This is a genomic window from Nocardiopsis sp. CNT312 (genome assembly GCF_000515115.1).
GTDB lineage: Bacteria > Actinomycetota > Actinomycetes > Streptosporangiales > Streptosporangiaceae > Nocardiopsis.
This window is the reverse complement of the sequence record NZ_KI911538.1, coordinates 181,101-206,660: the sequence shown is the minus strand read 5'-3', so window position 1 is coordinate 206,660 and position 25,560 is coordinate 181,101. Positions and strand designations below refer to the sequence as shown.

24 protein-coding genes are annotated in these 25,560 nt (G+C 72.6%); 11 read left to right on the top strand and 13 right to left on the bottom strand.

Annotated elements, in window-relative coordinates:
• Positions 1-171: 171 nt before the first annotated feature.
• From thpR to B042_RS0121190, 3 genes are all read right to left on the bottom strand, one after another.
• Complete coding sequence (gene thpR, locus B042_RS0121200; RefSeq protein ID WP_028650037.1) at positions 172-720, bottom strand: RNA 2',3'-cyclic phosphodiesterase; 549 nt, start codon at positions 718-720, stop codon at positions 172-174.
• A gap of 48 nt (positions 721-768) precedes the next feature.
• Complete coding sequence (locus tag B042_RS24155; RefSeq protein WP_081748924.1) at positions 769-2,052, bottom strand: MFS transporter; 1,284 nt, start codon at positions 2,050-2,052, stop codon at positions 769-771.
• A gap of 144 nt (positions 2,053-2,196) precedes the next feature.
• Positions 2,197-3,654: an NCS2 family permease gene (locus B042_RS0121190; RefSeq protein WP_028650036.1), complete on the bottom strand. Its 1,458-nt coding sequence runs from the start codon at positions 3,652-3,654 to the stop codon at positions 2,197-2,199.
• Between the two features lie 225 nt (positions 3,655-3,879).
• Here B042_RS0121190 and B042_RS24150 point away from each other — a divergent pair, with 225 nt between their 5' ends.
• Both B042_RS24150 and B042_RS0121180 read left to right on the top strand, forming a co-directional pair.
• Positions 3,880-4,158, top strand: coding sequence for a DUF2530 domain-containing protein (locus B042_RS24150; protein ID WP_036555788.1), 279 nt, complete (start codon positions 3,880-3,882; stop codon positions 4,156-4,158).
• Between the two features lie 46 nt (positions 4,159-4,204).
• Positions 4,205-5,689, top strand: coding sequence for a methyltransferase (locus B042_RS0121180; protein WP_028650035.1), 1,485 nt, complete (start codon positions 4,205-4,207; stop codon positions 5,687-5,689).
• A 36-nt stretch (positions 5,690-5,725) separates the two neighbouring features.
• On the opposite strand, the gene B042_RS0121175 is transcribed toward B042_RS0121180, so the two are convergent.
• Positions 5,726-6,355 (bottom strand): SRPBCC domain-containing protein, encoded by a 630-nt coding sequence (locus B042_RS0121175; RefSeq protein WP_028650034.1) that lies wholly within the window; start codon positions 6,353-6,355, stop codon positions 5,726-5,728.
• 25 nt (positions 6,356-6,380) lie between these two features.
• A complete protein-coding gene (locus tag B042_RS0121170) occupies positions 6,381-6,725 on the bottom strand; it encodes a helix-turn-helix transcriptional regulator (protein ID WP_028650033.1) in 345 nt (114 codons plus the stop codon).
• 103 nt (positions 6,726-6,828) lie between these two features.
• On the opposite strand from B042_RS0121170, the gene B042_RS0121165 reads away from it, so the two are divergent.
• Positions 6,829-7,689, top strand: coding sequence for an MOSC domain-containing protein (locus B042_RS0121165; protein WP_028650032.1), 861 nt, complete (start codon positions 6,829-6,831; stop codon positions 7,687-7,689).
• Between the two features lie 19 nt (positions 7,690-7,708).
• On the opposite strand, the gene B042_RS0121160 is transcribed toward B042_RS0121165, so the two are convergent.
• The 4 genes from B042_RS0121160 to B042_RS0121145 all read right to left on the bottom strand — a co-directional run bounded on the left by B042_RS0121160 (position 7,709) and on the right by B042_RS0121145 (position 13,477).
• Positions 7,709-10,801 (bottom strand): sacsin N-terminal ATP-binding-like domain-containing protein, encoded by a 3,093-nt coding sequence (locus B042_RS0121160; protein ID WP_028650031.1) that lies wholly within the window; start codon positions 10,799-10,801, stop codon positions 7,709-7,711.
• Between the two features lie 138 nt (positions 10,802-10,939).
• Entirely contained in the window at positions 10,940-11,701 is a 762-nt protein-coding gene (locus tag B042_RS0121155) for a DUF3027 domain-containing protein (RefSeq protein WP_028650030.1), read from the bottom strand.
• A 176-nt stretch (positions 11,702-11,877) separates the two neighbouring features.
• Positions 11,878-12,261, bottom strand: coding sequence for a cold-shock protein (locus B042_RS0121150; protein WP_028650029.1), 384 nt, complete (start codon positions 12,259-12,261; stop codon positions 11,878-11,880).
• A gap of 472 nt (positions 12,262-12,733) precedes the next feature.
• Positions 12,734-13,477, bottom strand: a complete 744-nt coding sequence (locus B042_RS0121145; RefSeq protein ID WP_028650028.1) for an HAAS signaling domain-containing protein — start codon at positions 13,475-13,477, stop codon at positions 12,734-12,736.
• Positions 13,478-13,636: 159 nt separating this feature from the next.
• On the opposite strand from B042_RS0121145, the gene B042_RS0121140 reads away from it, so the two are divergent.
• The 4 genes from B042_RS0121140 to B042_RS0121125 all read left to right on the top strand — a co-directional run bounded on the left by B042_RS0121140 (position 13,637) and on the right by B042_RS0121125 (position 18,835).
• Entirely contained in the window at positions 13,637-16,087 is a 2,451-nt protein-coding gene (locus B042_RS0121140) for a helicase-associated domain-containing protein (RefSeq protein WP_028650027.1), read from the top strand.
• 69 nt (positions 16,088-16,156) lie between these two features.
• Positions 16,157-16,552: a hypothetical protein gene (locus B042_RS0121135; protein WP_028650026.1), complete on the top strand. Its 396-nt coding sequence runs from the start codon at positions 16,157-16,159 to the stop codon at positions 16,550-16,552.
• An 85-nt stretch (positions 16,553-16,637) separates the two neighbouring features.
• On the top strand, positions 16,638-17,102 hold the full coding sequence (locus B042_RS26805) for a hypothetical protein (RefSeq protein WP_231494165.1): 465 nt from the start codon (positions 16,638-16,640) through the stop codon (positions 17,100-17,102).
• Between the two features lie 89 nt (positions 17,103-17,191).
• Positions 17,192-18,835 (top strand): DNA repair helicase XPB, encoded by a 1,644-nt coding sequence (locus tag B042_RS0121125; RefSeq protein WP_028650025.1) that lies wholly within the window; start codon positions 17,192-17,194, stop codon positions 18,833-18,835.
• Here B042_RS0121125 and B042_RS0121120 read toward each other — a convergent pair.
• Positions 18,832-19,068, bottom strand: coding sequence for a hypothetical protein (locus B042_RS0121120; protein WP_028650024.1), 237 nt, complete (start codon positions 19,066-19,068; stop codon positions 18,832-18,834). The two genes, B042_RS0121125 and B042_RS0121120, sit on opposite strands and share 4 nt — an antisense overlap.
• A 242-nt stretch (positions 19,069-19,310) precedes the next feature.
• Here B042_RS0121120 and B042_RS0121115 point away from each other — a divergent pair, with 242 nt between their 5' ends.
• The 3 genes from B042_RS0121115 (at position 19,311) to B042_RS0121105 (ending at position 22,091) form a co-directional block, all read left to right on the top strand.
• Positions 19,311-20,300, top strand: a complete 990-nt coding sequence (locus B042_RS0121115) for a R2-like ligand-binding oxidase (RefSeq protein WP_028650023.1) — start codon at positions 19,311-19,313, stop codon at positions 20,298-20,300.
• A 145-nt stretch (positions 20,301-20,445) separates the two neighbouring features.
• Entirely contained in the window at positions 20,446-20,952 is a 507-nt protein-coding gene (locus B042_RS24140; protein ID WP_155989278.1) for a hypothetical protein, read from the top strand.
• 161 nt (positions 20,953-21,113) lie between these two features.
• Positions 21,114-22,091, top strand: a complete 978-nt coding sequence (locus B042_RS0121105; RefSeq protein WP_028650022.1) for a mechanosensitive ion channel family protein — start codon at positions 21,114-21,116, stop codon at positions 22,089-22,091.
• 69 nt (positions 22,092-22,160) lie between these two features.
• On the opposite strand, the gene B042_RS24590 is transcribed toward B042_RS0121105, so the two are convergent.
• On the bottom strand, positions 22,161-22,712 hold the full coding sequence (locus B042_RS24590) for a CAP family protein (RefSeq protein WP_051415874.1): 552 nt from the start codon (positions 22,710-22,712) through the stop codon (positions 22,161-22,163).
• A 160-nt stretch (positions 22,713-22,872) separates the two neighbouring features.
• Positions 22,873-23,937 carry a zeta toxin family protein gene (locus B042_RS0121095; protein WP_028650021.1) on the bottom strand — a complete coding sequence of 355 codons (1,065 nt, stop codon included), beginning with the start codon at positions 23,935-23,937 and terminating at the stop codon, positions 22,873-22,875.
• A gap of 270 nt (positions 23,938-24,207) precedes the next feature.
• On the opposite strand from B042_RS0121095, the gene B042_RS0121090 reads away from it, so the two are divergent.
• Positions 24,208-24,624, top strand: a complete 417-nt coding sequence (locus B042_RS0121090; RefSeq protein ID WP_028650020.1) for an NUDIX domain-containing protein — start codon at positions 24,208-24,210, stop codon at positions 24,622-24,624.
• A 4-nt stretch (positions 24,625-24,628) separates the two neighbouring features.
• On the opposite strand, the gene B042_RS0121085 is transcribed toward B042_RS0121090, so the two are convergent.
• On the bottom strand, positions 24,629-25,480 hold the full coding sequence (locus B042_RS0121085; protein ID WP_051415872.1) for a CPBP family intramembrane glutamic endopeptidase: 852 nt from the start codon (positions 25,478-25,480) through the stop codon (positions 24,629-24,631).
• Positions 25,481-25,560 lie beyond the last annotated feature (80 nt).

Here is a 25,560-nt window from a genome sequence, read left to right as displayed (position 1 = left end):
CTCCCGTAAGCGGGGCACCGGACACGGCGGCCCGCCTCAGTCCAGGAGCGCTCCAAGCAGCACGAGGAGCATGATCGAGCCGAGCACCACGGGCAGCAGCCAGCGCTGCTTGCGGTTGTTGGTGAGCATGCTCATGGTGTCGGGCTCCGGAGGGTCGGTTGAGAGATCGTCTCAGCCTAACTCCCATGTTCGAACGGTCCGGTACCGGTCGGCGGCTCCCGGACGGCTCTCCACGAGGTGCACCCGGCGCGCCTCCCACACGGTCCCGGACAGGGTTCCCAAGGCGGCGACCGTGTCGGAGAGGTCGCGCGGCGGCCTGCTGCGGGCGATCGTGACGTGCGGCACGTAGGGTCGGCGCTCGACCGGGATCCGCGCGGCGCGCGCGGCCGAGCGCAGACCGCGGGCCAGCCGGTCCAGGGCGACGGTGTCTCCGGTGACCGCCGCCCACAGGACCGCCGAACGCGGTCCCCGCCGCGGGAAGCGCCCCCAGCCCTGGACTCCGAGCGTCAGGGGGTGGCGGACCCGCACCTGCTCCGCGACCCGCTCGGCCAGGGCGGGCAGGCGCTCCTCCGCGACCTCGCCGAGGAAGACCAGGGTGATGTGCCACTCCTCACGGGGCACCCATCTCAGGTCGGGCGTGTGCGCGCGCCCGAGCGCGACGGCCGCCTCGACGGCGTCCAGGGTGTCGGGGGGAGGGGAGAGAGCGACGAACAGCCTCATGTCCCGTTCCTTCCCCCGTGGTGAGGCGTACTCCCGAACGCGTGCCTCTCAGCGTGCGGGGGCCGGTGCGCCCCGCTCGTCCCGGGACCGCGCTCCGGCCCGGCCGGGCAGCAGGTCGCGCGGGTGCACGCCCTTGGCCCTGAACAGCAGCGTGCTGATCACGGCGACCACCAGAACCGTCGCCGTGCCGCCGACCATCAGGCTCACCTGTGGCCCGAAGAGGTCGGCGAGGATTCCGACCATGGGCGCGCCGAGGGGGGCCACCCCCATGAACACCAGCATGAACATGCTCATCGCCCGACCGCGCATCGTGGGTTCGACGGAAAGCTGGAAGGTGGCGTTGAGCGTGGTCACATAGGTCATGAAGCACAGTCCCATGGGGACGAGGACGCACACGAACGACAGGTAGCCCGGCATCAGCCCCGACACCACCTGGGCGATACCGAAACCCAGGGAACCCAGGAGCACCATCCGAAGCCGGGGCCTCTCACGCCGCGCGGCCAGCAGGGCACCGACGAACGCGCCGAAGGCCAGGCAGGCTGCGGCCGCTCCGAAGGCGGCGGCTCCCGTCTCGAAGACGTTGTTGACCATCAGGGCGATCTGGTTCTGGGTATTGGCGCCAAAGAACTGGACGCACGCCGACAGGACGAGCAGGAGGACGAGGTCGCGTCGGCCGCTGATGTAACGCAGCCCCTCGCGGACGCGGCCCTTGCCCAAGGGGACACGGTCGGTGGGGTCGAGTTCGCCGGTGCGCATGAGCAGCAGGGCAGCGATCGTGCAGGCGAAGGAGACGCCGTTGAGCATGAAGACCGGGCCGCTGCCGATCCAGCCGATGAGCAGTCCGGCGACGGCGGGACCGGTGACACGGCCGAGCTGGAAGCTGGCGCTGTTGAGCGCAACGGCGTTGCTGAGGTGGTCGCGGTCGACCATCTCCGGGACGAAGGCCTGGCGTCCGGGGTTGTCCAGGACGGTGACCATGCCCAGTGCCAGGGCGAAGAGGTAGACGTGCCACACCTGGGCGGCACCGATGGTGGCCAGGACGCCGAGGGCGACGGCGAGCACGCCCATGGCGCTCTGGGTGAAGACCAGGAGCCTCCGCTTGTCGAACCGGTCCACCAGCGCGCCGGCCACGAGCCCGAACAGGAGCATGGGCAGGAACTGGAGAGCGGTGGTCATGCCCAGCGCGATCCCGCTGCCACCGCTGAGCTGGAGGACGAGCCAGTCCTGGGCGATGCGCTGCATCCACGTACCGGGGTTGGACACGAGTTGGCCGAGCGCGAAGAGCCGGTAGTTGCGGTTGGCCAGCGAACGGAACATCGCCACACGCCGCATCAGCGCCTCACCGCCTTTCCGAACGGGTGGTGGGACGTCTGGGGCTTGGGGGGCCGGATCGCGGCCACAAAGGTAAACGGCGTTGACTCATCAGTGGAGTCAACGCCGTTCACCTCGGGGTGATTCCCGCCGGAGCGGGTCGGATCAACCGAACAGGGCGGTGATCGGGGCCTCGGCGAAGTGGATCAGGAAGACCACGGCGACCAGCCACAGCAGCGGGTGGACCTGACGGGCCCTGCCCGTCACGAGGCTGACGAAGGCGTAGGTGATCAGGCCGAACCCGATGCCGTTGGCGATGGAGTAGGTGAAGGGCATCATGATGATGGCCATGAAGGAGCCCAGGCCGATCGCCGGATCCTTGAAGTCGATGCTGACCACCTGGGTCATCATCATGAAGGCCACCAAGACCAGCACCGGCGTGGCCGCCTCGAACGGCACCAGGTTCACCAGCGGGGTGAAGAAGGCGGAGACGAGGAACAGCACCCCGGTGACGATCGGCGCGATGCCGGTGCGGGCGCCCTCACCGACACCGGCGGCGGACTCGGCGTAGACGGTGTTGACGGAGGCCGAGCCGACACCGCCGAGGACGGTGCCCAGGGAGTCGGCGACGAGCACCTCCCGGGCGTTGGCCAGGTTGCCGTCCCCATCGGTCAGGCCCGCCTGGTTCGCGACGCCGACCATGGTGCCCATGGTGTCGAAGAAGTCGGCGAGCAGCAGCGTGAAGACCAGCATGAGGATGGTCGCGACGCCGATGGAGCTCCAGCGCTCGACGAGGTTGAAACCGCCGTCGGTGAACAGGCCGACGAGTCCGAGGTTGGGCAGGGCGACCAAGTCGCCGATACCGGTGGGGACGCTCGGAACGGTCAGGCTCCAGCCGAGACCCTCCTCGGTCCCGCCGAACACGGCCTCCACGAGGATCGCGAGGACGGTGGAGGCCACGATGCCGATGAGCAGGGCGCCCTTCACCTTGCGGGCGTACAGGGCGATGCTCACCAGCAGGCCGACGACGAAGACCAGGATGGGCCAGCCGTGCAGTCCGCCGTCGCCCAACTGGACCAGGGTGCCCTCGCCCTGCTGCACGAACCCGGCGTTGGCCAGGCCGATGAGGGCCAGGAACAGGCCCACGCCGACGGCGATCGCGGTCTTGAGGCCCGGTGGGATCGCGGCGAACACCGCGGTACGGAAGCCCGTGAGGACCAGGATCAGCAGGAGGACGCCCTCGATGATCACCAGGAGGAAGACGTCGGCCCACGGCATCAGCGGGGCCAGACCGTAGGCGATGACCGCGTTGAGGCCCATGCCGGCGGCGATGGCGAAGGGGTAGCGGCTGACCACGCCCATGAGGAGGCAGGAGATCGCCGCGACCAGAGCGGTGACGGCCGCGACCTCGGGGATGCCCAGGGTCTGGCCGTCGACGTCCTCGGCGGTGCCGATGATCAGCGGGTTGAGGACGACGATGTAGGCCATGGCGAAGAAGGTCGCCAGGCCGCCGCGGATCTCGGTGCCGAGTGTGGAGCCGCGCTCGGAGACACGGAAGTAGCGGTCCAGCGGCCCTCCCGGGGCCCGCTCCGCGGCGTCGGGGGATGTGGTGGGTGTGTTCACGACCTCAGCCTGACCTGATCTTGTTAACGGACAAACGGGATTCTGAGTCAGATTAGTTGCATATTTCTACAGATAGGAACACATGTATCGGACATGTTTCATAGGAAACACCATAGAGCCGGGTGATCCATCGTAAAAGTGTGAGCGATCACTCCCGGCCGCGCGACCCGCGCCACCCCGGCCGCCGCACCGTCCGGCGGAGCCGTCGGCGGATACCCTGGAACCGTGCCCACATCCCGCCGACCCGACCCCGGCGTCCACGAGAGCGACTACCGCGTGCCCGCGGCCCTGGGCACCCTCGCCTGGACGGTCGCGCTCGTCGTCCTGCTGTCCATGGGCGACTCACTGCCCGAGACCGAGCACTGGTGGATCGGGGTCTGCGTGACCGGGATCCTCCTGGGCGTCTTCGGCTTCCTCTACATCCCGCGGCTGCTGCGCTCACGTGCCCGGGCCGCCGAGCGGCCCGCCTCCCGCACCGGCGGGGACGGCGCGGACGAAGCCTGAGCGCCCCGACCACCACGGAGCACCCCGCGTGACCGATAATGGGCGCGTGCCTGAGACAGACTTCCCCCGCTCGCTCGCCGACCGGCTCCGGGGCATCCTCATCGACGCCGACTACACGGTCTCCGGCGTCCGCGACCGGCTCGGCGACGCGGCCGCGCGTGCCCTGGCCCGCGAGGAACTGGTGCCCGCCCTGCGGGCCACCGGAGGGGACGAGCGACTCGGGCTGCTCCTGCGCCTGTGGTGGCTGCAGTCGCCGATCCCCGAACGGGCCGCGCGCGCCATCCTGCCCGTCGACGAACTGGCCGGGGCCGGGCTCGTGGCCACCGACGGAGACACCGTCCGCGCACTGGTCAACCTGACCCCCTGGGAACTGGAGGAGGGGCGGCCCGGCTTCGTGGTCTCCGACCCGAAGGTACGCCCCGGGCAGGGCCTCGTCCCCCGCCCGGACCACGTGGTGGGTGCCGGCGGCGCCTCCTCCACCCTGGCCGAACTCATGGTGAACGGCCCCTTCGACCGGGCGCTGGACCTGGGCACCGGCTGCGGGGTCCAGGCGCTGCACCTGGCCTCGCGGGCCCGCGAGGTGGTGGCCACCGACCTCAACCCGCGTGCGGTGCGCCTGGCCGGGACCAGCCTGGCCCTGTCCGGCGTCCGCGACGCCCGCCTGGCCCAGGGATCGCTCTTCGAGCCCGTGGCGGGCGAGCGCTTCGACCTGGTGGTGTCCAACCCGCCGTTCGTCATCACCCCCGAGTCGGCCCGCTACACCTACCGGGAGTCCGACCTGCCCGGCGACCAGGTGTGCGCCGAACTCGTGCGGCAGGCCCCCGCGCACCTGACCGAGGGCGGCTGGTGCCAGATCCTCGCCAACTGGGTGCACTCCGACGGCGACGACTGGGAGGACCGGGTCGGCGGCTGGGTGACGGGGACCGGCTGTTCGGGCTGGGTGGTCCAGCGGGACGTGCAGGACCCAGCGGAGTACGTGGAGCTGTGGCTGCGCGACTCGTGCGAGCACGGCACACCGGAGTACACACGGCGCTACGACGCCTGGCTGGACTACTTCGAGCGCGAGGGCATCAAGGGGATCGGGTTCGGCTGGATCTGTCTGCGCAACGACGTCGCCCAGGACGCGGCCGTGCGCGTGGAGGAGCTGCGCCACGAGATAGAGCGGCCCGTGGGCCCCTACCTGCCGGAGGTGGTGGACGGCGCGATGACCGCGCTGCGGCTCCCCGACACGGCCCTGCTGTCGGCACACGTGGCGCTCGCCCCCGGCGTGGTGGAGGAACGCGTGGGCCGCCCCGGGGCGCCGGACCCGGAGAAGATCCTGTTGAGACAGCGCGACGGCCTGCGCCGAGTCGCCCGGATCGGGACCGTGGAGGCGGCGCTGGCCGGGGTGTGCGACGGCACCATGCCGGTGGGGCCGCTGCTGGACGTGATCGCCGAGCTGATGGGCGAGGACCCCGAAGTGGTGCGCGGACGCGCCCCCGACGCCCTGCGCACCCTGATCTCCGAGGGCTTCTTCAAGGTGATGCGCTGACGCCCGCCGCGGCGCCCTCGCCGACGGCGGCGTCCGCTACCCCTCGGGCTGTCCGGTGTAGGCGGCCAGGGTCCGGTCGGCGGCGGCCTTCGCGGTGGCGGTGTCGGCCCCGGCGGCCCCGTGCGCCTCGCCCCACAGGCGCGCGCTGGCCGCCATGAAGCGCAGCGCCTCCTCCGACCGTGCCCACTCGGTGGCCTCCACCGGTTGGTCGGCCCCGCTCCCCAGGTGCAGGGTGAGGCCGAGCAGGCCCATCTCCCAGCCGATACCGGTGGCTCCGGGTCCGTACCGCTCCCAGTGCTCGCTCATCGGGGCCTCGTGCCTGAGCTCGAACCGTGCGCTCGCCTCCGACACCGGGGTAACGCTCACCGTGATCTCGCTGTACTCGCCCCCGTACTCCCAGCTCGCGCGGAACGAGCGCGGCGGGTCGCAGTCCAGGACCCTCCCCCCGGCGTTGCCCTCCAACTGGTAGGTGCCGCCCTCCCGGAGATCGCCGCTGACGGGCATGAACCAGCGCGGGATGCGCTCGGCGCTGGTGCAGGCCTCCCACAGGTCCTCGGCGGTGGTGCCGTAGACGCGGGAGACCACCACGGTGGTCTCCTCTCCGGAACCGGTGGCCCGTACACTCACGGTCCGCTCGATCGCGGCGGTCTGCTGGTCGATGTCCATCGTGTTCCCCCGTTCGGGTGCTCTCTCACTGCTGTTCGCCGCTGCGGCGCCGCGCACGCCTGCCTCGCGCGATCTCGGTTTCAAGGGCGTCCAGGTGGGGCCGCCAGCGCTCGGCGAACCGTCCCAGCCACTCCTCGGCCTCGCCCAGCGGGGCACGCTCCACCGCGTAGAGCCTGCGGTTGCCCTCGGGCCGCACGGTGGCGAACCCGTTCTCCCGGAGCACGCGCAAGTGCTGGGAGACGGCGGGCTGCGAGATGCCGAACTCCTCGCGCACGGCGGCGGTCAGCTCGCCGGCGGAGCGTTCACCGTCGTTGAGCAGCTCCAGGATGCGGCGGCGGACCGGGTCGCCGAGGACGTCGAAGGCATGCACGGACCTCACTATATAAGTGATCAGCTATATAAGCTAGAGGGGATAACGGGTGGGAGCGCCCGCACCGGGCCGCCGCGCACGGCCACGCGGTAGGTTCCTGTCCATGGCCGACATCACCGAACTCGTCCACTACCCCGTCAAAGGGTGCTCCGGCACCCGTGTGCCCGCCGCGGATCTGACCCCGGCAGGTCTCAGGCACGACCGCACGTTCATGGTGGTCACCACCGAGGGGGCCTTCCGCAGCCAGCGCGTCGACCCCCGCATGGCCCGCGTGCGCACCGGCGTCTCCGCGGACGGCGCGCACCTGTCACTGGCCGCGGACGGCCTCGAACCGCTGCGCGTGGCGGCCGACCCCGACGGCCCGCCGGTAGAGGTGGTGATGCACGGCAGGACCTACACCGGGCTCGACCAGGGCGACACCGCCGCCGAGTGGTTCTCCGAGGCGCTCGGCGCGGACAGCCGACTCGTGCGGGTTCCCGACGACCACGACCGCCGCACCGGCGGCACGACCCCCGGAACCGCCGCCTTCGCCGACAGCACCGCCGTGCTGATGGCCTCGCTGTCCTCACTGGACCTGCTCAACGAGCGCATCCTCGCGCGCGGTGCCGAACCCGTCCCCATGAACCGCTTCCGCCCCAACGTGGTCGTCTCGGGCTGGCCGGAGCCCCACACCGAGGACCTCGTCCGCACGGCCCGCCTGGGCACAGCCGAACTCGGCTACGCGAAGGTGTGCATCCGCTGCGCGGTGCCCACCGTGGACCAGGAGACCGGGGAGAAGCGGGGCCCCGAGCCGATCCGCTCCCTGGCCGCCTACCGCCGCTCCGACAAGGGCGGGGTGGCCTTCGGCGCCAAGTTCGCGGTCACCCGCCCCGGCACCCTGTCGGTCGGCGACACGGTCGACGTCACCGCCTGGGGCGAGGCGGAGGAGGGTCTGGGCGAACGCCTGGCCGCCGCCCTGGCCTGAGCGGGGCAGCGGAACCGGCTCAGGCCAGGTCGGCCTCGGCCAGCAGGTCCGCCACCGCGGACGGCTCCCGCAGCGCCGCAGCCAGCAGGTGGCGCCGCTCCCACTGCCCGGCCCGCCAGCACAGCGCGCGTGCGAGGCCGTCGGCGGTGGAGGCGTGCACCCTGCCGTCGCCCACGTACCACTCCACCTCGACACCGTCCACGGTGAGCGTGTCGTGGTGCAGGTAGGTGCGGTCCGGCTCCTCCGCCGGGTCGAGGAACAGGACGGCCTCCCCCGGGACGGAGCGCATCCGTCCCTCGCCCTCCACCTCGCCCTCCACACTCTCGCTGGCCAGTTCCAGGTCGAGCACCTCCGCGAGGGCCTCGGCGGAGTCGGCAGGCGCCAGCACCAGGGCGTGGTCGGCGAGCAGCGGCAACAGGTCCGGTGAGTCCACGACCACGGCGTCCTCGGCGTCGGCGACGACGACCGCGCCGTCGCGCACGGCACGCACCCGGGACGGCGGGGCGACCAGGTCGGCCTCGACCCCTGCCAGGGCCGCCCACACCCTGCGCAGCGTCGCCCGGTCCACGTGCCGGGACGGCTCCGCGAGCCGTTCCAGCAGGTCGTCGGGGCCGTCGGGGTCAGCGACCAGGTCGGCCAGGCTCGTACGCACGCCCAGGGCCCGCGCCAGTTCGGGATCGAGGTCGGCGGGCGCCTCGTCGTACAGCCCGGCCAGGGTCTCCTCGGCGTCGGCGATGCGCAACTGCACGGGGGTCCGGCCCCCGATCAGGGCACGCCCGCGCAGCCACCAGGCAGTGTAGGAGGGGACGTCCACCGCGCGCCCGTCCGGAAGCAGGACGCGGGCCGGTGCGGTGACCGCCTCTCGGAGCGGGCCGCGGGAGAGCATCCGCAGCGCCTCCGGCCACCGGTCGTCGTCCACGTAGTCGAGGTCGGCGACGCAGACGAGTTCGGGCACGACCGGTGGCAGGTCGGGGTCGCCGACCCGCTCCAGCACCTCGTCCGCCCAGTCCTCCAGCCCCTCCGGGGCGTGCTCCCCGAAGGAGGAGACGACCTCCTCGCCCAGCACGGCCTCCTCGGCGCGGACCACCGACAGCTCCCACAGGGCACCGACGGCGCGCAGGGCGTCCGTTCCGTGCCGTTCGACGAGATCGGGGTGGACGGTGCCGAAGGGGGCGTCGTCCGTGAGAAGGCCGGCCAGGGGAGCCCCCGGCACGAGCAGTTCGGCGGCGACGGAGTAGCCGTCCTCGTCGTCGCGCAGAGCCAGGTCAGCCAGCCAGGGGGCGTCCGCGGCGGTCGTCCCGGCAGCGGCCACCAGCTCCAGCACGGCCTCCGCGACCGGGTCGGGGTCCTCTGCCTCCAGGGAGTCGCGGACAGCGGCCTCGGTGCGCGGATCGGACAGTACGGTCGCCGCCCCGGCGTCCAGTGCGCCGAGCCTCCGCAGGAGGGGGCGCACCGCGTCCGGGTGGACCACCCGCACCCCCAGAGCGGACACCGCGGCAGGGTCGACGCCGCCGCCGGACCAGTCCTCGGTGGGCAGCAGCAGCGACCGAGGGCCGCGCACGAGCCTGCCGTCGACGAGGGGGACCGGCAGTGCGCCCAGCTCGTCCAGGTCGGCCCCGGCGGCCCCGGCGAGTTCCAGCGCCGTGTACAGCCCGGCCCACCAGAGGGGCGGCCGTTCGGTGTCGGCGAGCAGGTCGGCGATGTCGGCGAGCCCGAGGCGGTCCACCCGCAGGACTGCCAGCGCGGGATGGCGCGGGTTCCAGGACCCGGGCAGCAGGGCGGGGACGAGCTCGGACAGCACACCGACCAGTTCGTCGGCGCCGCCCGGGGCACCGGTGTCGACCAGCACCGCCTCACGCGGGGCCACCGGGGCGCCGAGGGCGGTGGTGAGGAACGGGGTGTCCCGGAGCGGTTCGGCGACGCGGGCCCGGAAGACGGCGTCCACGGCCCCGCCGCCCATGCGGGTGCCGGGCACCAGGTCGAGGGCACAGCGCGGGTCGATCTCCCTCAACAGCGCGCAGTAGGCGTGGGCCGCCTCCACGAGCAGGAGGTCGGTGGCGGCACCGGTCTGGACCGTCCGCCGGTCGGTGCTGAGCGGGAAGGTGCCGATGAGGACCGCGGGGAGGTCGAGTTCGGTGGCGGTGGGAGTGGGCGCGTGCACGACCGGTTCGACGTCGGGGGGCAGCTCGGTCACCCGTCCCCGGGCGTCCACGGGCACGGCCCACGTCAGCGACCACTGTGTGCGACCGCGCTCCTCCACGGGGCGGTCGGCGAGCAGGGAGGGGTCGAACGAGCCGGATCGGGAGAGCACCCGCCAGCAGGTCGTCCGGGTGCCTCCGCCGTCGCTGTAGGCGGTCACCGGCCCGTCGGCACCAGTGTCGTCCCGGGTGAGGACACGCGCGGAGCCGTCGACGGACACGGTCACCTCGCCCAGGCCGGGCAGAGTCAGCAGCAGCGCCTCACCCGTGGCGTCCAGGAGTGCCGCCACACGCTCACGGGCGGCCTCGTCGCGCAGCAGGAGGGTGACGGACGTGTCGTAGCCCGGCACACCCCGGGACTCGGTGGGGAAGGGCAGGCGCAGCATGGGCACGTGGCCCGAACGGTGCCCCACCTCGTCCGCCAGGCCCTCGTGGGCGGTGCCCTCGACGAGCAGGTCGGCGACGGCGGCACTGGCCTGCTCCGAGCTGAACCGCACGGCGGCGCCGCCGGAGGCGACGGTGACGTCGTCGCTGACCGCGACCACGGCGGAGAAGCCGACCCCGAAGCGCCCGGCCGCCCCGTGCTCACCGCGCTTGGTGGAGGCCCGCAGCGTGGCCAGCGACTCCACCCCCTCCGCCGTGAGGGGGGCACCGGTGTTGGCGGCGGTGAGCCGGTCGCCCTCCAACGCCAGCAGCAGCCGACCGGGCACCCCGGCACGGCGGGCGGCGTCGGCGGCGTTCTGTGCCAGCTCCACGACCACGCGGTCGCGGTAGCCGTTCAGAGCGTAGTCCTCCTCGGCGTTGGCGTCCTCGCGGAAGCGCGCGGGCGCGTCGGCCCACGCGGCGAGCACACGCCGACGGAGCTCGGCGGTGTGGAAGGGATCGACCGCCGGAGCGGTCACCGGCTCGGACATCGCGGACTCCTCCTGCGGTGCGGACCACCCCGGAACGGCGCGCCGGGCGAACGTGGCCCGGGCACCAGGACGACCCTAGGCCATCGTCGGCGACGCCGCGCGACGGGACGCACCGAACCGCCCGGTGGACCGGAGCGCTCAGTGGTCGGAGGAGACCAGTTCCAGCTCAGCGGTGTCGTCGAAGACGATGTGGTCGTAGCCGAGTTCGTCGACCACCGGTGTGCCGCTCCCGCGTTCGGCGCGCTCCTCGGGGTGGCGGACCTCGGAGTGGGCCCCGCAGCCGTGGTCGAGGGAGACCACCCTGCCGTCGTCGGGCGCGTACTCGTTGGTGCACACGCCGAACATCTGGCGCAGTTCGCCGGCGAGGGGGGTCATGAAACCACACGTGGCGCACCGGGCGGGCGCGGCGGTGGCGACCGCGCTGCGCGGTCCGGCCTCGCCGTTGTACCACCGCTCTGCGGCCTGCTCGCGGCCGGTCTCGGAGAGCACGTGGCGCCGCCCCAGGCCGAGCTCCCACTGCATCTGCTGGTCCGCGCCCTCCTCGTCCAGTTCACCCGCGGGCACCTGGGCGAACCCGGGGACGAGCCGCTCGTCGTCCTCGTCCGTGGGCAGGAGGTCGCCCACGCCGACGTCGCCCGGCCGCAGGCGCTCCTTCCAGGGCACCCACTCGGGTGCGACGACCGCGCCGTCGCCGGGGAGCAGCACCACCTCGTTCACCGTAACGTTCTTGGCACGTGAGGCGCGCACCACGGTGACGGCGTAGTTCCACCCCGGGTAGGCGGGGTCCAGGCAGGTGAAGTAGTGGGTGACCAGGCGCGTGCCCTCGACTCGGGGGGCACGGTGCTCGCCCACCCACTCGGGGCGGCCGGCCTCGGCGGCCACCGAGCGCGCCAGGTCCACCGCCTCGATGCAGGCTTTGTCCGGTACAGGGGAACGTCGAGTAGGGCTCACGCCCCCCATTCTCACTGATCGCACACACCGATTCGACCATGCCGGAGGCCAAGATCGGGCCGGTTCCCCGTCACGGGCGGGTCCCCCCGCGCCAAGGGGCGGTCAACGGGGACCGACCCGGCCGCTCAGACGTCGAGGTCGTCGGCGAGCACACGCAGGACCGACGCGATCCTGGACGCGTCCCGGCGTTCGGGGTGGTGCCCTCTGCGGTAGCCGTTGGACAACCCTTCGAGCAGCGTGATGAGGTCCTCGGTGATGACCACCATCTCGTCGGGCTTCTTGCGCCGGGCCCTGGCCACCGAGTGCTGGCCGTCGAGCGGTCTCACCTGAAGCGCCTGCATCCCCTTGCGTCCCTCGGCCACACCGAACTCGACGCGCTGTCCGGGGCGCAGGGAGTCAGTGCCGTCGGGCAGCGCGGAGGAGTGCACGAACACCTCACCGCCGTCGTCGCGCGTGAGAAAACCGAAACCCTTGTCTCCGTCGTACCACTTGACCTTGCCGGTGGGCACCTGGCGACCTCATGCTCTCTCTGTTGGGCGCCTCGGTTCCCGGCTCTCCCAGAGAACGCGCTCCGCCCGCTCCCCCGCCCGTATCCTCGGCGCCCCAGGACTGCTGGGGACCCTCCCAAGTTACTTGGACGGGCTGCCCCGCGCGAGGGCATATCGCGCGCCCCGCGCCCCTAAGCGGGGCCGGATGCGGACACGGCCCGCGCTCGGGGCCCGGATACGGATCATCCGGGCCCCGTGGGACGTCGGCGGCGCCCCGTGCGCCGGGTTGCGGAGTGCGGGACGGGACTCGACGCGGGCGCGGCGCCTCGACGTGACGGCTCCCGGACTGGACGCCGGGCGTGGTGCCGTGACTCGGCCCCCTGGGCGCGGTACGCACCGGGGTAAGGACAGGAGTACCGCACCGGTCGGCCTCCGGGCACGACGCCGCTGCGGAACGGAAGCGGTCATTCCCCAATATTTGCCAACCGGTGACTCAGATGTGCTCTTGGGCGGACCGCAGGGCCTTCGGGTAGAGGTGGAACACGCATACCAGGGAGCCCAGTCCGATCCCGATCACCCCGGTGGCGGGCAGCGAGCGCGCGATGTAGACGTCGATGAACTTGGCCTCCCCGTTCCACAGCAGCATGGCGACGGCGCAGGCGGCGAGCGGCAGCCCCACGCCGATCCACTTGTCCGCGGTGCCCCAGACCCGGCTGAGCACGACCAGCGCGGCCGACAGCACCCACAGGAACGTCAGCCCCAGGCCCCACGGCACCGCCAGCAGCATCAGCCCGAGTGCCACCGCCTCCGAGGTGTGCGTGCGCAGAGTGAGGGAGAGCCCCCGCAGGCCTCCGTGGCGCTGGGCGCGGTGCGGTCGCGCGTTCCCGCCCCCAGGCCCGTCCAGGAGCCGCATCAGGCCGTTGTTGGGGCCGCCTCGCCAGGGCGGGGGCACCCGGACGGCGTGCGCGGGCATGGGCGGGATGAGGTCGTCGTCCTCCAGGTCGAGGGCGCGGCCCCCGCACGCCTGGCGCACGCAGTCCTGCGGGGAGCCGAACACCCGCAGGATGTCGCGGACGCCCTCCGGTCCGGGGTCGCCCAGGGCCGAGCGCCGCGCGTCGATCCGCTTGCGCAGTCCGGCCAGGTACTCGGTGCGCTCCCTGGGGGACAGCCGACCGTGCAGGGCCAGACCGACCTCGGACAGGTAGTCGAGCACCAGTTGTTCCGCTCGCTGGGACATGACCCCATAGTGACCCAAGCGATCCCGGGTTTTAACCCTCTCTCCTGATTTCGGTTGACGATTCCTGTTCGAATACGGGCCTTCGGTCACCGCTGGCGTCGGCGGACCGGCACGGACCCTGACGAACGCCGCAGTGGCCATCGCCTAGCGTGGAGCACGATGAACGACAACGCACACCCGGGTCGACCTGGGACGCGAAGCGGCTCGGCGGTCTCCCCCGGGCGTCCGCCGACGCTGACGTCCTGGCTGCGCGGCCGTTCGGACGACGAACTCACCGCGCTGCTCACCGCGCGTCCCGAACTCGCCCGGCCGGTTCCGGCCGACGTGGGCGCGCTGGCCGCCCGGGCCGCCGGACGCAACGCCGTGCTGCGCGTCCTGGAGCGCCTGGACCGCTTCACCCTCCAGGTCCTGGAGTCGGTGATCGCCCTGGGCGACGACCGCCTCTCCGAACCCGTGGGCGCCACCCCCGCCGACCTGGCCGAGGCCCTGGGCGTCAAGCCGCCCCCGGCACCGGCCGACGACCCCCTGGCCCGCGCCCTGGACACCCTCCTCGGTCTGGCCCTGGTCTGGCCGGACCGGGGGCGGCTGCGCCCCGTCCAGGTCCTGCGCGACCTGATTCCCCACCCCGCACGGCTGGGCCCCCCGTTGCGTGCCCTGCTCGCTGCCCTGCCGCACGCCGCCGTCGTCCGGCTCGCGGACAGCCTCGCCCCCGACAGCACCGCCGCCACACCCGTGGAGACGGTGGCCACGGCCCTGTCCGACCCGGCTCGGGTCTGCGGCCTGCTCGAACAGGTGGACACGCGGGCGCACCGGCTCCTGGACGGTCTCGCCTGGGGCCCGCCCAACGGCACGGTCGCCAACGCGCGCCGCGAGGTGGCCCCGGACACGGCCGCCTCCCCCGTCGACGCGCTGATCGCCCGCGCCCTGCTGCTGCCCACCGGCGACGACACGCTGACCCTGCCGCGTGAGGTCGGTCTGGTCCTGCGCGGCGGAACGCTCTTCCGGGACCTGGCCCTGGACCCGCCGCCGTTCCAAGGTACGGAGCGGACGGCCGCATCGGTGTCGCGGGCCTCGGCCGGTCAGGCGTTCACTGTGCTGCGCGCGGTCGGGGAACTCCTGGAGCACTGGTCCCAGGAGCCCGCAGCCGTGCTCCGCAACGGCGGGATGGGGGTGCGGGACCTGCGGCGCGCCGCCCAGGTGATGGACACCGACGAACCCACGGCCGCCCTGCTCGTGGAGACCGCCCGCGCCGCGGGCCTCATCGGTGCCGACGACCGCGTGGGCGGCGAGTGGCTGCCCACCCGCGAGTACGACCTGTGGCGGGAGAGTCCTCCCGAACGCCGCTGGCTGCGGCTCGCCTCGGCGTGGCTGGAGTCGGACCGGGTCGCGGCCCTGACCAGCACCCGGGACTCCGGCGGTCGGGTCCGCAACGTCCTGGGCCCCGGCCTGACCCGCCCCGGCGCGCCGCAGGCCCGCCTGGACGTGCTCGGGGAACTGGGGAGCGCGCCCCCCGGCCTGGCACCGACCGCCGAGTCGCTGGAGGCGCGCCTGGCCTGGCGCCACCCGCGCCGCGGTTCGGCCGTGTACACCGAACTCGTGGGCGCGGCCGAGGAGGAGGCCGCCGTTCTCGGCCTGACCGGCCTGGGGGCCCTCGCCGAGCACACGCGGCCGCTCCTCGACGGCGACGAGGACGGCGCGGCCCACCTTCTGGCACCGGCGCTGCCCGAACCCCTCGACCACGTCCTCCTCCAGGGCGACATGACCGCGGTCGCCCCGGGGCCCCTGGTGAGCGAACTGGCCCGCGAACTCGCCCTGGTCGCCGACGTGGAGTCGACGGGCGGCGCCACCGTGTACCGCTTCACGGAGGGGTCGGTGCGGCGCGCGCTGGACGCCGGCCGGGGAGCCGTCGACCTCACGGCGCTGCTCGAACGGCACTCGCGCACCCCGGTCCCGCAGGCACTGCGCTACCTGGTGTCGGACACGGCCCGCCGCCACGGACGCCTGCGCGCGGGGAGCGCATCCAGCTACTTGCGGTGCGACGAGCCGACGGTGCTGGAGGAGCTGGTGGGCGACCGCAGGACCGCCGAGCTGGGCCTAGTGCGGTTGGCCCCCACCGTCGTGGCCAGTCGGCTCAACCGGGCCGCCCTGGTGGAGCGGCTGCGATCCCTGGGCTACCACCCGGTGGCGGAGAGCGGTGACGGCTCCATGCGGCTGACCCGCCCGGAGGTCCGCCGCGCCGCGCCCGCGGACACCGGGGGCCCGGCCGAGTCGGGGACGCGCGGGGAACTGGCGCGCGCCGCGGTCCGCGCGGTCCGTGCCGGGGACGAGGCGGCCACGGCCACGCGGCGCCCCGTCCCGCTGCCCGAGGACGGGGCGCCCGGCTCCCGGGCCCAGGCGGCCATGGAGGCGCTCTCCCACGCCGCCGAGGAAGGGCGCCGGGTGTGGATCGGCTACACCGACACCGACGGCCGCCAGGTGAGCCGGATCGTCGAACCGTCGAGCGTGGACGGTGGTTTCCTGACCGCCTACGACACGACCCGCGGCGCCGTGCACCGGTTCGCCGTGCACCGCGTCACCGCCGTCGCCGAACTGGGGCCCACCGCCGACTGACCGCAGGGGCGCCACGGCATAGGGTGGTGCCGGTCGACCGGGCCTTCCGACGGTGGAGAGAGACACCCCATGAGCGACGCATCGCTGCCCCCCGGGGCATCGTCCCCCCGCGACCACGGGCACGGCGCGCCCGCGGGCGGCGGGACCCGGGATCCGGAGCGCGGGGAGGCGGGGCCGGCCTCCGGCGGGGCGAACAGCTCCACGATGGCCCTGATCCTGCACGCGCTCACGTTCCTGTGCTGTGCCAACTGGCTGTTCGGGGTCGCCGGGATCGTGTTCGCGGTCCGCGCCGCGCACGCGCGCGACCGGGGCCGCCCGGTGCAGGCGGAGACGCTGACGCGCTACTCCTGGTACTGCCTGGGTGCGGCGGGCGTGATGTTCTTCGTGATGCTGGTGCTGACGTTCGTGGTGTTCACCCAAGCCGGATCGTGGGTCGAGGGCATCGTCCCCGTCACGCACTACTGACACGGCCCGAAGGCGGGCGATCCGACCGGGTCCGATGAGACGATGGGGGTTCGAAGACGGCGACCGGAGGGGGCGCGGACGAGGGGTGGACGGCGGACGGTACAGTCCCAGGACCTTCTGGGAGAGGGGTTCCGGCACGGTTCCCCGAACGCCCCGGCACAGCCCGCGGGGCGGTCCGGCCCTGCCCGCACCGCACCCGCCGGGCGCCCCGCCGCCGGTACCGGCCGCGCCCCCTCCGGCCACCCGCGGACCGAGCGGACCGCCCCCGCGGGTCGGCGGTGCCACCGCGGCCCTGGTCACCGCCGCGGCGACCCTGGCGGTCCCGGCCGCGGCCGTGAGCCTGGGCCTGTGGTTCGCCGCGCTGGCGGCCAACCTCCCGGGCATCGTCCTGGGCGTGGTCACCCTGACGAAGGTCCCCGACGCCGACGAGGTGGAGCGCTACCTCAGGTACACATGGGCGTGTACGTTCGCCTATCTCGTGCTGTACGTCCTGTTGCTCGTGCCGATCATGGCCGTGGCGATCGTGCTGGCCGCCCTCGAATCGCCGTGACCCGGGCATGATCGAAGGACCCGGACGCGTTACACCCACTGCGCCCCGACCGGCGCCCCCGCCCCAGCGACCACCGAGGGAAGGTCCGTGTGTCCTGCCTGATCGTCCAGTCCGACAAGACGCTCCTACTCGAAGTGGACCACGCGTCCGCCGAGGAGTGCCGCCGCGCCATCGCCCCGTTCGCCGAACTGGAGCGGGCCCCCGAACACGTGCACACCTACCGGATCACGCCGCTGGCCCTGTGGAACGCGCGGGCAGCCGGGCACGACGCCGAGCAGGTCGTGGACGCGCTGATCCGCTTCTCCCGGTTCCCGGTCCCCAACGCGCTGCTGGTGGACATCGCCGAGACGATGGACCGCTACGGCCGCCTGCGGCTCGTGGGTGACCCGGTGCGCGGCCTGGTGCTGGAGTCCACCGACCGCGCGGTGCTGGAGGAGGTCGTGCGCGCCCGCAAGCTCAAGGGCATGCTGGGTGAGCGCCTGGACGAGTCCTCCGTGGCGGTGCACCCGAGCGAGCGCGGCAACCTCAAGCAGGCGCTGCTCAAGGTCGGGTGGCCCGCGGAGGACCTGGCCGGGTACGTGGACGGCGAGGCGCACCGGATCGAACTGGACCAGGACGGCTGGGAACTGCGCGGCTACCAGAAGGAGGCGGCGGAGGGCTTCCACGCCGGGGGGTCGGGCGTGGTGGTGCTGCCCTGCGGTGCGGGCAAGACCGTCGTCGGCGCCGCGGCGATGGCGCTGACCGGCACGACGACCCTGATCCTGGTGACCAACACCGTGTCGGTGCACCAGTGGCGGGCCGAACTGCTGCGGCGCACGTCGCTGACCGAGGACGAGATCGGCGAGTACTCGGGTGCCCGCAAGGAGATCCGCCCCGTCACCATCGCGACCTACCAGGTGATGGCGGCGCGCCGCAAGGGCGTGTACGCGCACCTGGAGCTCTTCGACGCCCGCGACTGGGGGCTGGTGGTCTACGACGAGGTGCACCTGCTGCCCGCCCCGATCTTCCGGATGACCGCCGGCCTCCAAGCGCGCCGCCGCCTCGGCCTGACCGCGACCCTGGTCCGCGAGGACGGGCGGGAGGGGGACGTGTTCTCGCTGATCGGGCCCAAGCGCTACGACGCCCCGTGGAAGGACATGGAGAACCAGGGGTGGATCGCGCCCGCGGACTGCGTGGAGGTGCGGGTGGACCTGTCGGAGTCCGAGCGCCTCGCCTACGCGACGGCCGAGCCGGAGGACCGCTACCGGTTCTGTGCCTCCTCCGACTCCAAGACCGCGGTGGTGCGGGAGATCGTGCGCCGACACGAGGGTGAGCAGACCCTGGTGATCGGGTCCTACATCGACCAGCTGGACGAGCTCGGCGCCTCACTGGACGCCCCCGTGATCAAGGGCGAGACGCGCAACAAGGAACGCGAGCGCCTGTTCGACGCCTTCCGGGCGGGTGAGCTGCGGACCCTGGTGGTGTCCAAGGTCGCCAACTTCTCCATCGACCTGCCGGAGGCCGGTGTGGCGGTCCAGGTGTCGGGGTCGTTCGGCTCCCGCCAGGAGGAGGCCCAGCGTCTCGGCCGGGTCCTGCGCCCCAAGGGCGACGGCCGGGCGGCGCGCTTCTACGCGGTGGTGGCGCGGGACACCCTGGACCAGGAGTACGCGGCGCACCGGCAGCGCTTCCTCGCCGAGCAGGGGTACGCCTACCGGATCACGGACGCGGGCGACCTGCTGGCGGGGGAGATCTAGAGGGAGGGGAGGCCGCCCACCGTGTAGGCGGCCAGGGCGATCGCCCACGCGATGAGCGAGTAGACGAGCGTGCGGGTGCGCAGGCAACGGTCGTCCTTGACGGAGGGTGCGGCGAACGCGGCGACGAAAAGGGCCACGCCGAGCAGGGCGGGGACCGCGGAGGCCAGGGCGAACAACTGGGTCTGGGTCGCGCAGGCGGCATAGCCCGGGCTGCCGGGATCACCACAGAACACGTCGTCTCCGGTGCGGTCGAAGTGGGCGGTACTCCCCGACCGTACCGTTTCGGCGGGCAAACGATCACCGCCGCGGGCGTCCGTATCCTGGTGTGCGAGGGGTACCCGTAGGCGTGTGTCCGCTTTCGGGACCGTTTCCGACCGGGGAAACAGAACAGTATTCGGTTTTTGTCGACGGGCCTCCTACGCTCTCTCCACAGACGCCCGTGTCCGACGAACCCACCCCGACGGAGGTCTTCGCCATGCCCGACGGCCCGGCCCCGGCGGCCCCCACCGACGAGCACCGCACCGGATTCCACTCCCTGCGCGGCGGCGGACTGAACTGGGAGTCCCTCCCCCTCAGGCTCTTCGCCAAGGGCAACGCCCGCTTCTGGAACCCCGGCGACATCGACCTCTCCCGGGACGCGGAGGACTGGAAGGGGCTGCCCGACCGGGCACGCACCCGTATCCTCCGCCTCTGCGCGCTCTTCGTGGCGGGAGAGGAAGCCGTCACCGAGGACCTCCAGCCCTTCCTCCGGGCGATGGCCGCCGAGGGCCGACTGGGCGACGAGATGTACCTGACCCAGTTCGCCTTCGAGGAGGCCAAGCACGTTCAGGCGTTCCGGATGTGGCTGGACGCCCTCGGCATCGACCAGGACCTGCACCACTACGTCGACACCAACCCCGGCTACCGTGCGCTGTTCTACGACGAGCTGCCCCGCTCCCTGGAGGCGCTCCTCGACGACCCCGGCCCGCACAACCAGGTCCGCGCCTCGGTGACCTACAACCACATCGTCGAGGGCTCGCTCGCCCTGACCGGCTACCACGCCTGGAACCGCATCTGCACCGCCCTCGACGTCTTCCCCGGCATGCGCGAGATCGTGCGGCGGATCGGCGACGACGAGCGCCGCCACATGGCGTGGGGCACGTTCACCTGCCGCAGGCACGTCGCCGCCGACGACGCCAACTGGGCGGTGGTCCGCGAGCGCCTGGACGAACTGCTGCCCCACGCGCTGAACACGGTACGGGCGGGCGAGTTCCTCTCCGGAGAACCCGGGGAACACGACTTCGAGTTCCCGCCCGGGGAGATGGTCGACTACGCCGGGGACCGCGCACTGCGCCGCCTGGGCGCGATCGAGTCGGCGCGCGGGGTGCCCCTGGAGCGGATCGACGTGGACGCCGCACCCGAGGAACTGGAGGAGCGGTTCGGCCGGGAGGACCGCAAGGCCATGGCGGCCGAAACCGCGTCCTGACCCGTGCGGTCCCGGCCGGGCCCACCTGGATTCCGGCTCCCGGACACGGCGCGTCGCCGAGCATCACCCCCGGGGGAGGGTTTGTGGTGTGAACTAAGGAGGGGCGGCCAGGCCCCGCCCGGACACCGGATGCCGAAGGGGACGCATGACAGCAAAGGCATGGGAGTCGACCGCGCGTATGGCACGCTGGCCGACGATCCTCGCCCTCACGGCGGTTCTCACGGTCGGCTGCGGCGACACGGGCCAGGGGGCGGGGCTCTCCACCGAGAATGCCGAGGAGCCGCTTCCCACCCCCGCCGCGTCGGCCTCGGACGGCACGGATACCGATGCCTGCGCGGACGGCGACTGCCAGATCGCCGTGACCGAACAGGTCTCGTTCCCCTTCCGTGCCCCGAACGGCACCGCGCGGCTGACGGTGAACCGTGTGGACGACGAGAGCTTCGAGTACACCGTGGCCAGGGACGGCGGAAGCAAGGTCAGCGGCGGTGCCAGCGGCACGGGGTACGGGTGCTCCACCTTCCTCGACCCCGAGGCCGCCAACACCGTCTGCGAACGGGCCGAGCAGCTCCCGAAACAGGCGCGCGGCACGGTGATGATCCAACTGCTCAAGGGAGAGGGCTCCGAGACCGTCGTGACCATCGCCACCAGGTGAGCCGGGCCATACGGCCCCGGCCGCCACCCGCCCCGATCCCACTCCAGCGGCGCCGGCGAGCACGGTTCGCGTTCCTCGGTACAGTTCAGTCGGTGTTGGCTCTGAGCTGCTACGTTCGACGGCAATCGTCTTGTATGTCCCTCTAGAGTGGAGCATCTCCCATGCCACCCTCCAGCCTCGAAACGGTGAGCGATCAAGCCGTCGCGCAGGCGGTCGCCATCCCCGGATGGGTTCAGGACAACCTCGATCTCCTGGTGGGCATCCCCCTGCGGATCATCCTGATCGTCATCGGCGCGCTGATCGTCCGTGCACTGGCCAAGCGCATGATCTCCCGCGTCATGGAACGCGTCCTGCGGTCCAACGGGAAGGAGAACGGGCAGAGCCGCTCCGCCCGGGGCCCGGTCCTCCTCCAGCGGGACGGGGCCCGGGCCGACGAGCGGCGCGAACAGCGTGCCCGCACCATCGGCTCGGTGCTCAGCAGTTTCGCGACCATCGTCATCGCGGCGACCGCCCTGGCCATGGTGCTCGAGCAGATCGGCATCGCCCTCGGTCCCCTGCTGGCCAGCGCGGGTGTGGTCGGCCTGGCGATCGGCTTCGGTGCCCAGAGCCTCGTCGCGGACTACCTGTCCGGCCTGCTCATCATGGTCGAGGACCAGTACGGTGTCGGCGACGTCGTCGACCTCGGTGAGGCGGTCGGCACGGTGGAGAGCGTCGGTCTGCGGCTCACCCAGGTCCGCGACATCAACGGCGGCCTGTGGCACATCCGCAACGGCGAGATCCAGCGGGTGCGCAACGACAGCCAGGACTGGGCCCGCGCCGTCCTGGACGTCTCCGTGGCCTACGAGGCCAACCTGGAGACCGTCTACGACGTCCTGGAGAAGACCGGCCGGGCCATGCGCGAGGACGACGAGTTCGGCGGTCTCCTCCTGGAGGACCCCTCGATCTGGGGCGTGCAGTCCCTGGACGCGGACGGCGTCGTGGTGCGCTTCGTCGTCAAGACCGTCCCGCTGGAGCAGTGGGCCGTCACCCGTGAGCTGCGCCGCCGGGTGAAGGACGCCCTCGACGCCGCCGGCATCGAGATCCCCTTCCCCCAGCGCACCGTGTGGATGCGCAATGAGGACGGCGCTGCCGCCTCCTGACGCGCCCGCTTCCGGGGGCCGGGGGCCGCGCACGGTGCGACCGTGCGCGGCCCCCGGTCGGGGAAAGGGCTACCCCCGTTGAAGAGGCAGAACATTCTCCTCGAATCGGCCCATGACGTTCCCGGGCGGATCGAAACGGGCCACCACCATGCACCTGTGCCCCTCGGGCGTGGCCGCGATGCCGACACCGACGCGCTCGCTCGACTTCCAGACGAGCTGGGTGAAGCTGCCCACGTGAGGGGAGAAGGAGTGGCTGTGGAAGTCGTAGTCGACCACCTGCCTGTACCAGGCGTCCACCGCCTGGCTCAGGTCCCGCTCGTCGCAGGGGAGCCCTCCGTTCATGAACAGGTTCTCCCCCGCTCCACCGCGTACCTCGGAGGGGCTGTGGCGGAACTCTCCCTGACGCGCCAGCGACTCCGCCCACTCCTGCGCGCCTTCGGCCAGGCCGGCGTCGGCGGCGAGCGGGGGCGCGGAGTGGCGTTCCCGGTAGTCGTTGACCAGGTCGAGGACCGCGCCCGTGGGGTCGGGCACGTCGGTCTCGGCATGGGCGGGCTGGGTGGTGGCCGCCAGCAGGGCACAGAGGGCGAGGGCGGCAAAACTCGAACGAGAGATCTTCACCATGAAAGAGTAACCCAGGGTAATTCAACGATCACAAAAAGAATGAGTTGAGGGGAATTCCCTTCTCGCCGCTTCCCTCCGGTCCAGGGGTGACCGCATGCCCAGGGCACCCCGCCCCGAGCGTGTTCGGGGCGGGGCGCCGCTCCGGCGGAGCGCTCGGACCTCAGCCCTGGTCGGCCACCGCGGGCCGGTGCCACAGGTCGCGGCGGCCGCGTTCGGCCTCCAGGGCGATCCGCCCGAACGGTTCGGTCCGCCAGTCACCCGTCCCGGTGAGGTGGTTGGCGTAGAGCACCTCACCCAAGCGCGAGAGCACGTACACCGTGTCCACGAGCCGGTGCGTCTCCAGGAACTCCAGGGTGTTGGGCACCCCGAGATAGGCGCGGTCGTGGTCCACCGGCGGGACCCACCGCCCGAACCCCTGGTCGCGCCGCGCCCGCTCGTAGCGCTCCTCCAGCGAGGACACGCTGTTGGTGCTGTGGGTGGCCACGAAGGCCACCTCCACCCGGTACCCGGCCTCGCGGAACCCCTCCGTCCACGCCGTCGCCCAGTCCGAGCGGCCCAGCCGATGGCTGCACACCACGTCGACCCGCTCCCGGCGCACGTACTCCAGGGCCCTGTGGTGCATCCAGGCCACCTGTCGCCCCAGGAAGAGCGACGCCGTACGGTCGTCGGAGCTCATCACCCACTCGTAGTCGGGGGCCAGGCGCAGCAGGTCGTCCCCGTCGTAGCCGACGGTGCCCTCGGGCAGGACCGGCAGGAGCAGGCGCTGCAACGTGGTTTTGCCCGCCCCGGGCTGGCCGCCCAGGAGCAGCACCCGTGGCCGCTCCCGGGCCGGTCCGGTGAGGCGCGGACGCAGGAAGAGGTCGAAGAGGTCGTCCCGCCCGGCCCGGCCGGGGTCGCGGGAGGGGTCTCCGGGTACGGCCCCGGAGGGGGTGCGCAGGGGGACCCGCCTGAGCACGGCGACGGTGTCGGGCAGTTCCCGGTTGAGCCGGTCGATCTCCTCGTGCTCCAGGAAGGGGAGCCGGGCCTCCTCGTCCGACAGCGCCCTGGCACGCGCCGTGTCCCCGCGTGCCAGGCAGGCGCCGATGGCCGCGCTGTAGAGGTTGTAGGTCCGCTCCCTGGCCAGTCGCTGGGTCTCGGTCTGCGGCGGCACCCCGCCGCTGGAGCTCTCCAGCAGGAGCGGGCGGGCCGTGCCCGTCTCCTCGGTCACGTCGTCGTGGATGGTCATCACAAGCTGTGCCTTCCCTCGGCTCCTGGGGGCGGAGCCGGTCGGTCAACGGCGTCGGCACCCGGATGGTAATGCGTGATTCCGCTTTGGGGGGAACGTTCGGTGAAGCCGTGACGAGAACGGCCTACAGTGGTCACCCGACGTCCTCTCCCAGCGGAAAAGGGCGTGTTGCGGCGGCCACCCAACGGTAGTTCAGGTCCCTCCGCCACCACGGGTCGCACCGCCGCCGCCCCGCTCAACCCCCGTTTCTCCCTCCCGGAAGGACCCCCGTTGGAACCGACCCCCGCTCCCCCGGTGATCGACGCCCTGGCCTGGGTGCACGTCCGCGACGGCCGCCTGCTGTGCGTGCGTTCCCGGGGCAGGGACCTGCTCTACGTGCCCGGCGGGAAACGCGAGCCCGGTGAGAGCGACGAGACCGCTGTGACGAGGGAGGCGTTGGAGGAGGTCAGCGTCCGGCTGCGCCCAGGGACCTTTCACCTCGTCACGGTGATCGACGAGGACGCGCACGCCCAGGCACCGGGCACGCGTGTGCGGATGACCTGCTACACCGCCGAGCACGACGGGGAGATCGCCGCGGACCACGAGATCACCGGCCTGGAGTGGATCGCCTTCGCCGACCGCGACCGCTGCGCCCCCGCCGTGCGCAGGCTCGTGGAACTGCTGCACGCACGGGGCACTGTCCACTGACGGCTCAGGCCCGAGGATCGTCGGGAACACGCGCCCCCCACCGGCCCGGCTTCCCCACCAGCAGCATCGCGGTCGACACCCCGAGGAGGAACGGGGCGGCCAGCCCCACCGACGTCAGGGTGTCGACACCCCGGACCTGGACGTAGTCGCCGCCGAGCACCCCCTGGGCCACCGTCTGGAAGACCAGGTGGAACCCCACGCACGCCCACACGCTCCCGGTGACCACCCGGATGCACCCGAGCACCACCCCCAGGCCCAGGAACAGGGGCAGCCGCTCCGCAAGCACACCCCACCCCTCGGTGGACACCCACAGCGCCGTGCCGAACAGGACGAACAGGGCCGCCTGCGCCGCGACGGCGGCCCAGGCGGGCAGGGCGGCGTTCAGGTTCCGGAACAGGTAGCCGCGGAAGATCAGCTCCTCGGGCAGCGCCTCGGCCAGCAGCACCACCAGCGCCAGGAACACCAGTCCCGGCACCAGCTCGCCCCACGGGGCCGTCCGCACGACGAACGACCACCCCAGCACCACGCACAGCGCCATCCCCGCACAGCCGGGCAGCGCCCACGACGCCACGCCGACGAGGAAGGGCCGCCACCCCGCGCGGGGACCGGTCAGCGCCGGCCCGTGCCACGGCTGCCGGTCGAGGAAGCGGCGCGCCGCCCACACCAGCGCCACGGCGAGCACGCAGAGGGCCGCCGCGGTGGCCGCGCGGCCGAGCGGTCCCGGGAGCAGGCCGCTCACGCTGAGCATGAGCCACCAGAGCAGAAGGGCCGCCGCCGTCACCACGGTGCTCCGCACGGGCAGGGGCGGCCTCCGGGAGACGGGGGACGACGGCCCGGACACGGGGGTGCCATCCATGGGCCCCACTCTTGCGCACAGCCAAAGCACGGCGCATCCGGTATCCCCCTGAGAACACCCCCGAGACCTCCCGCGCCCCG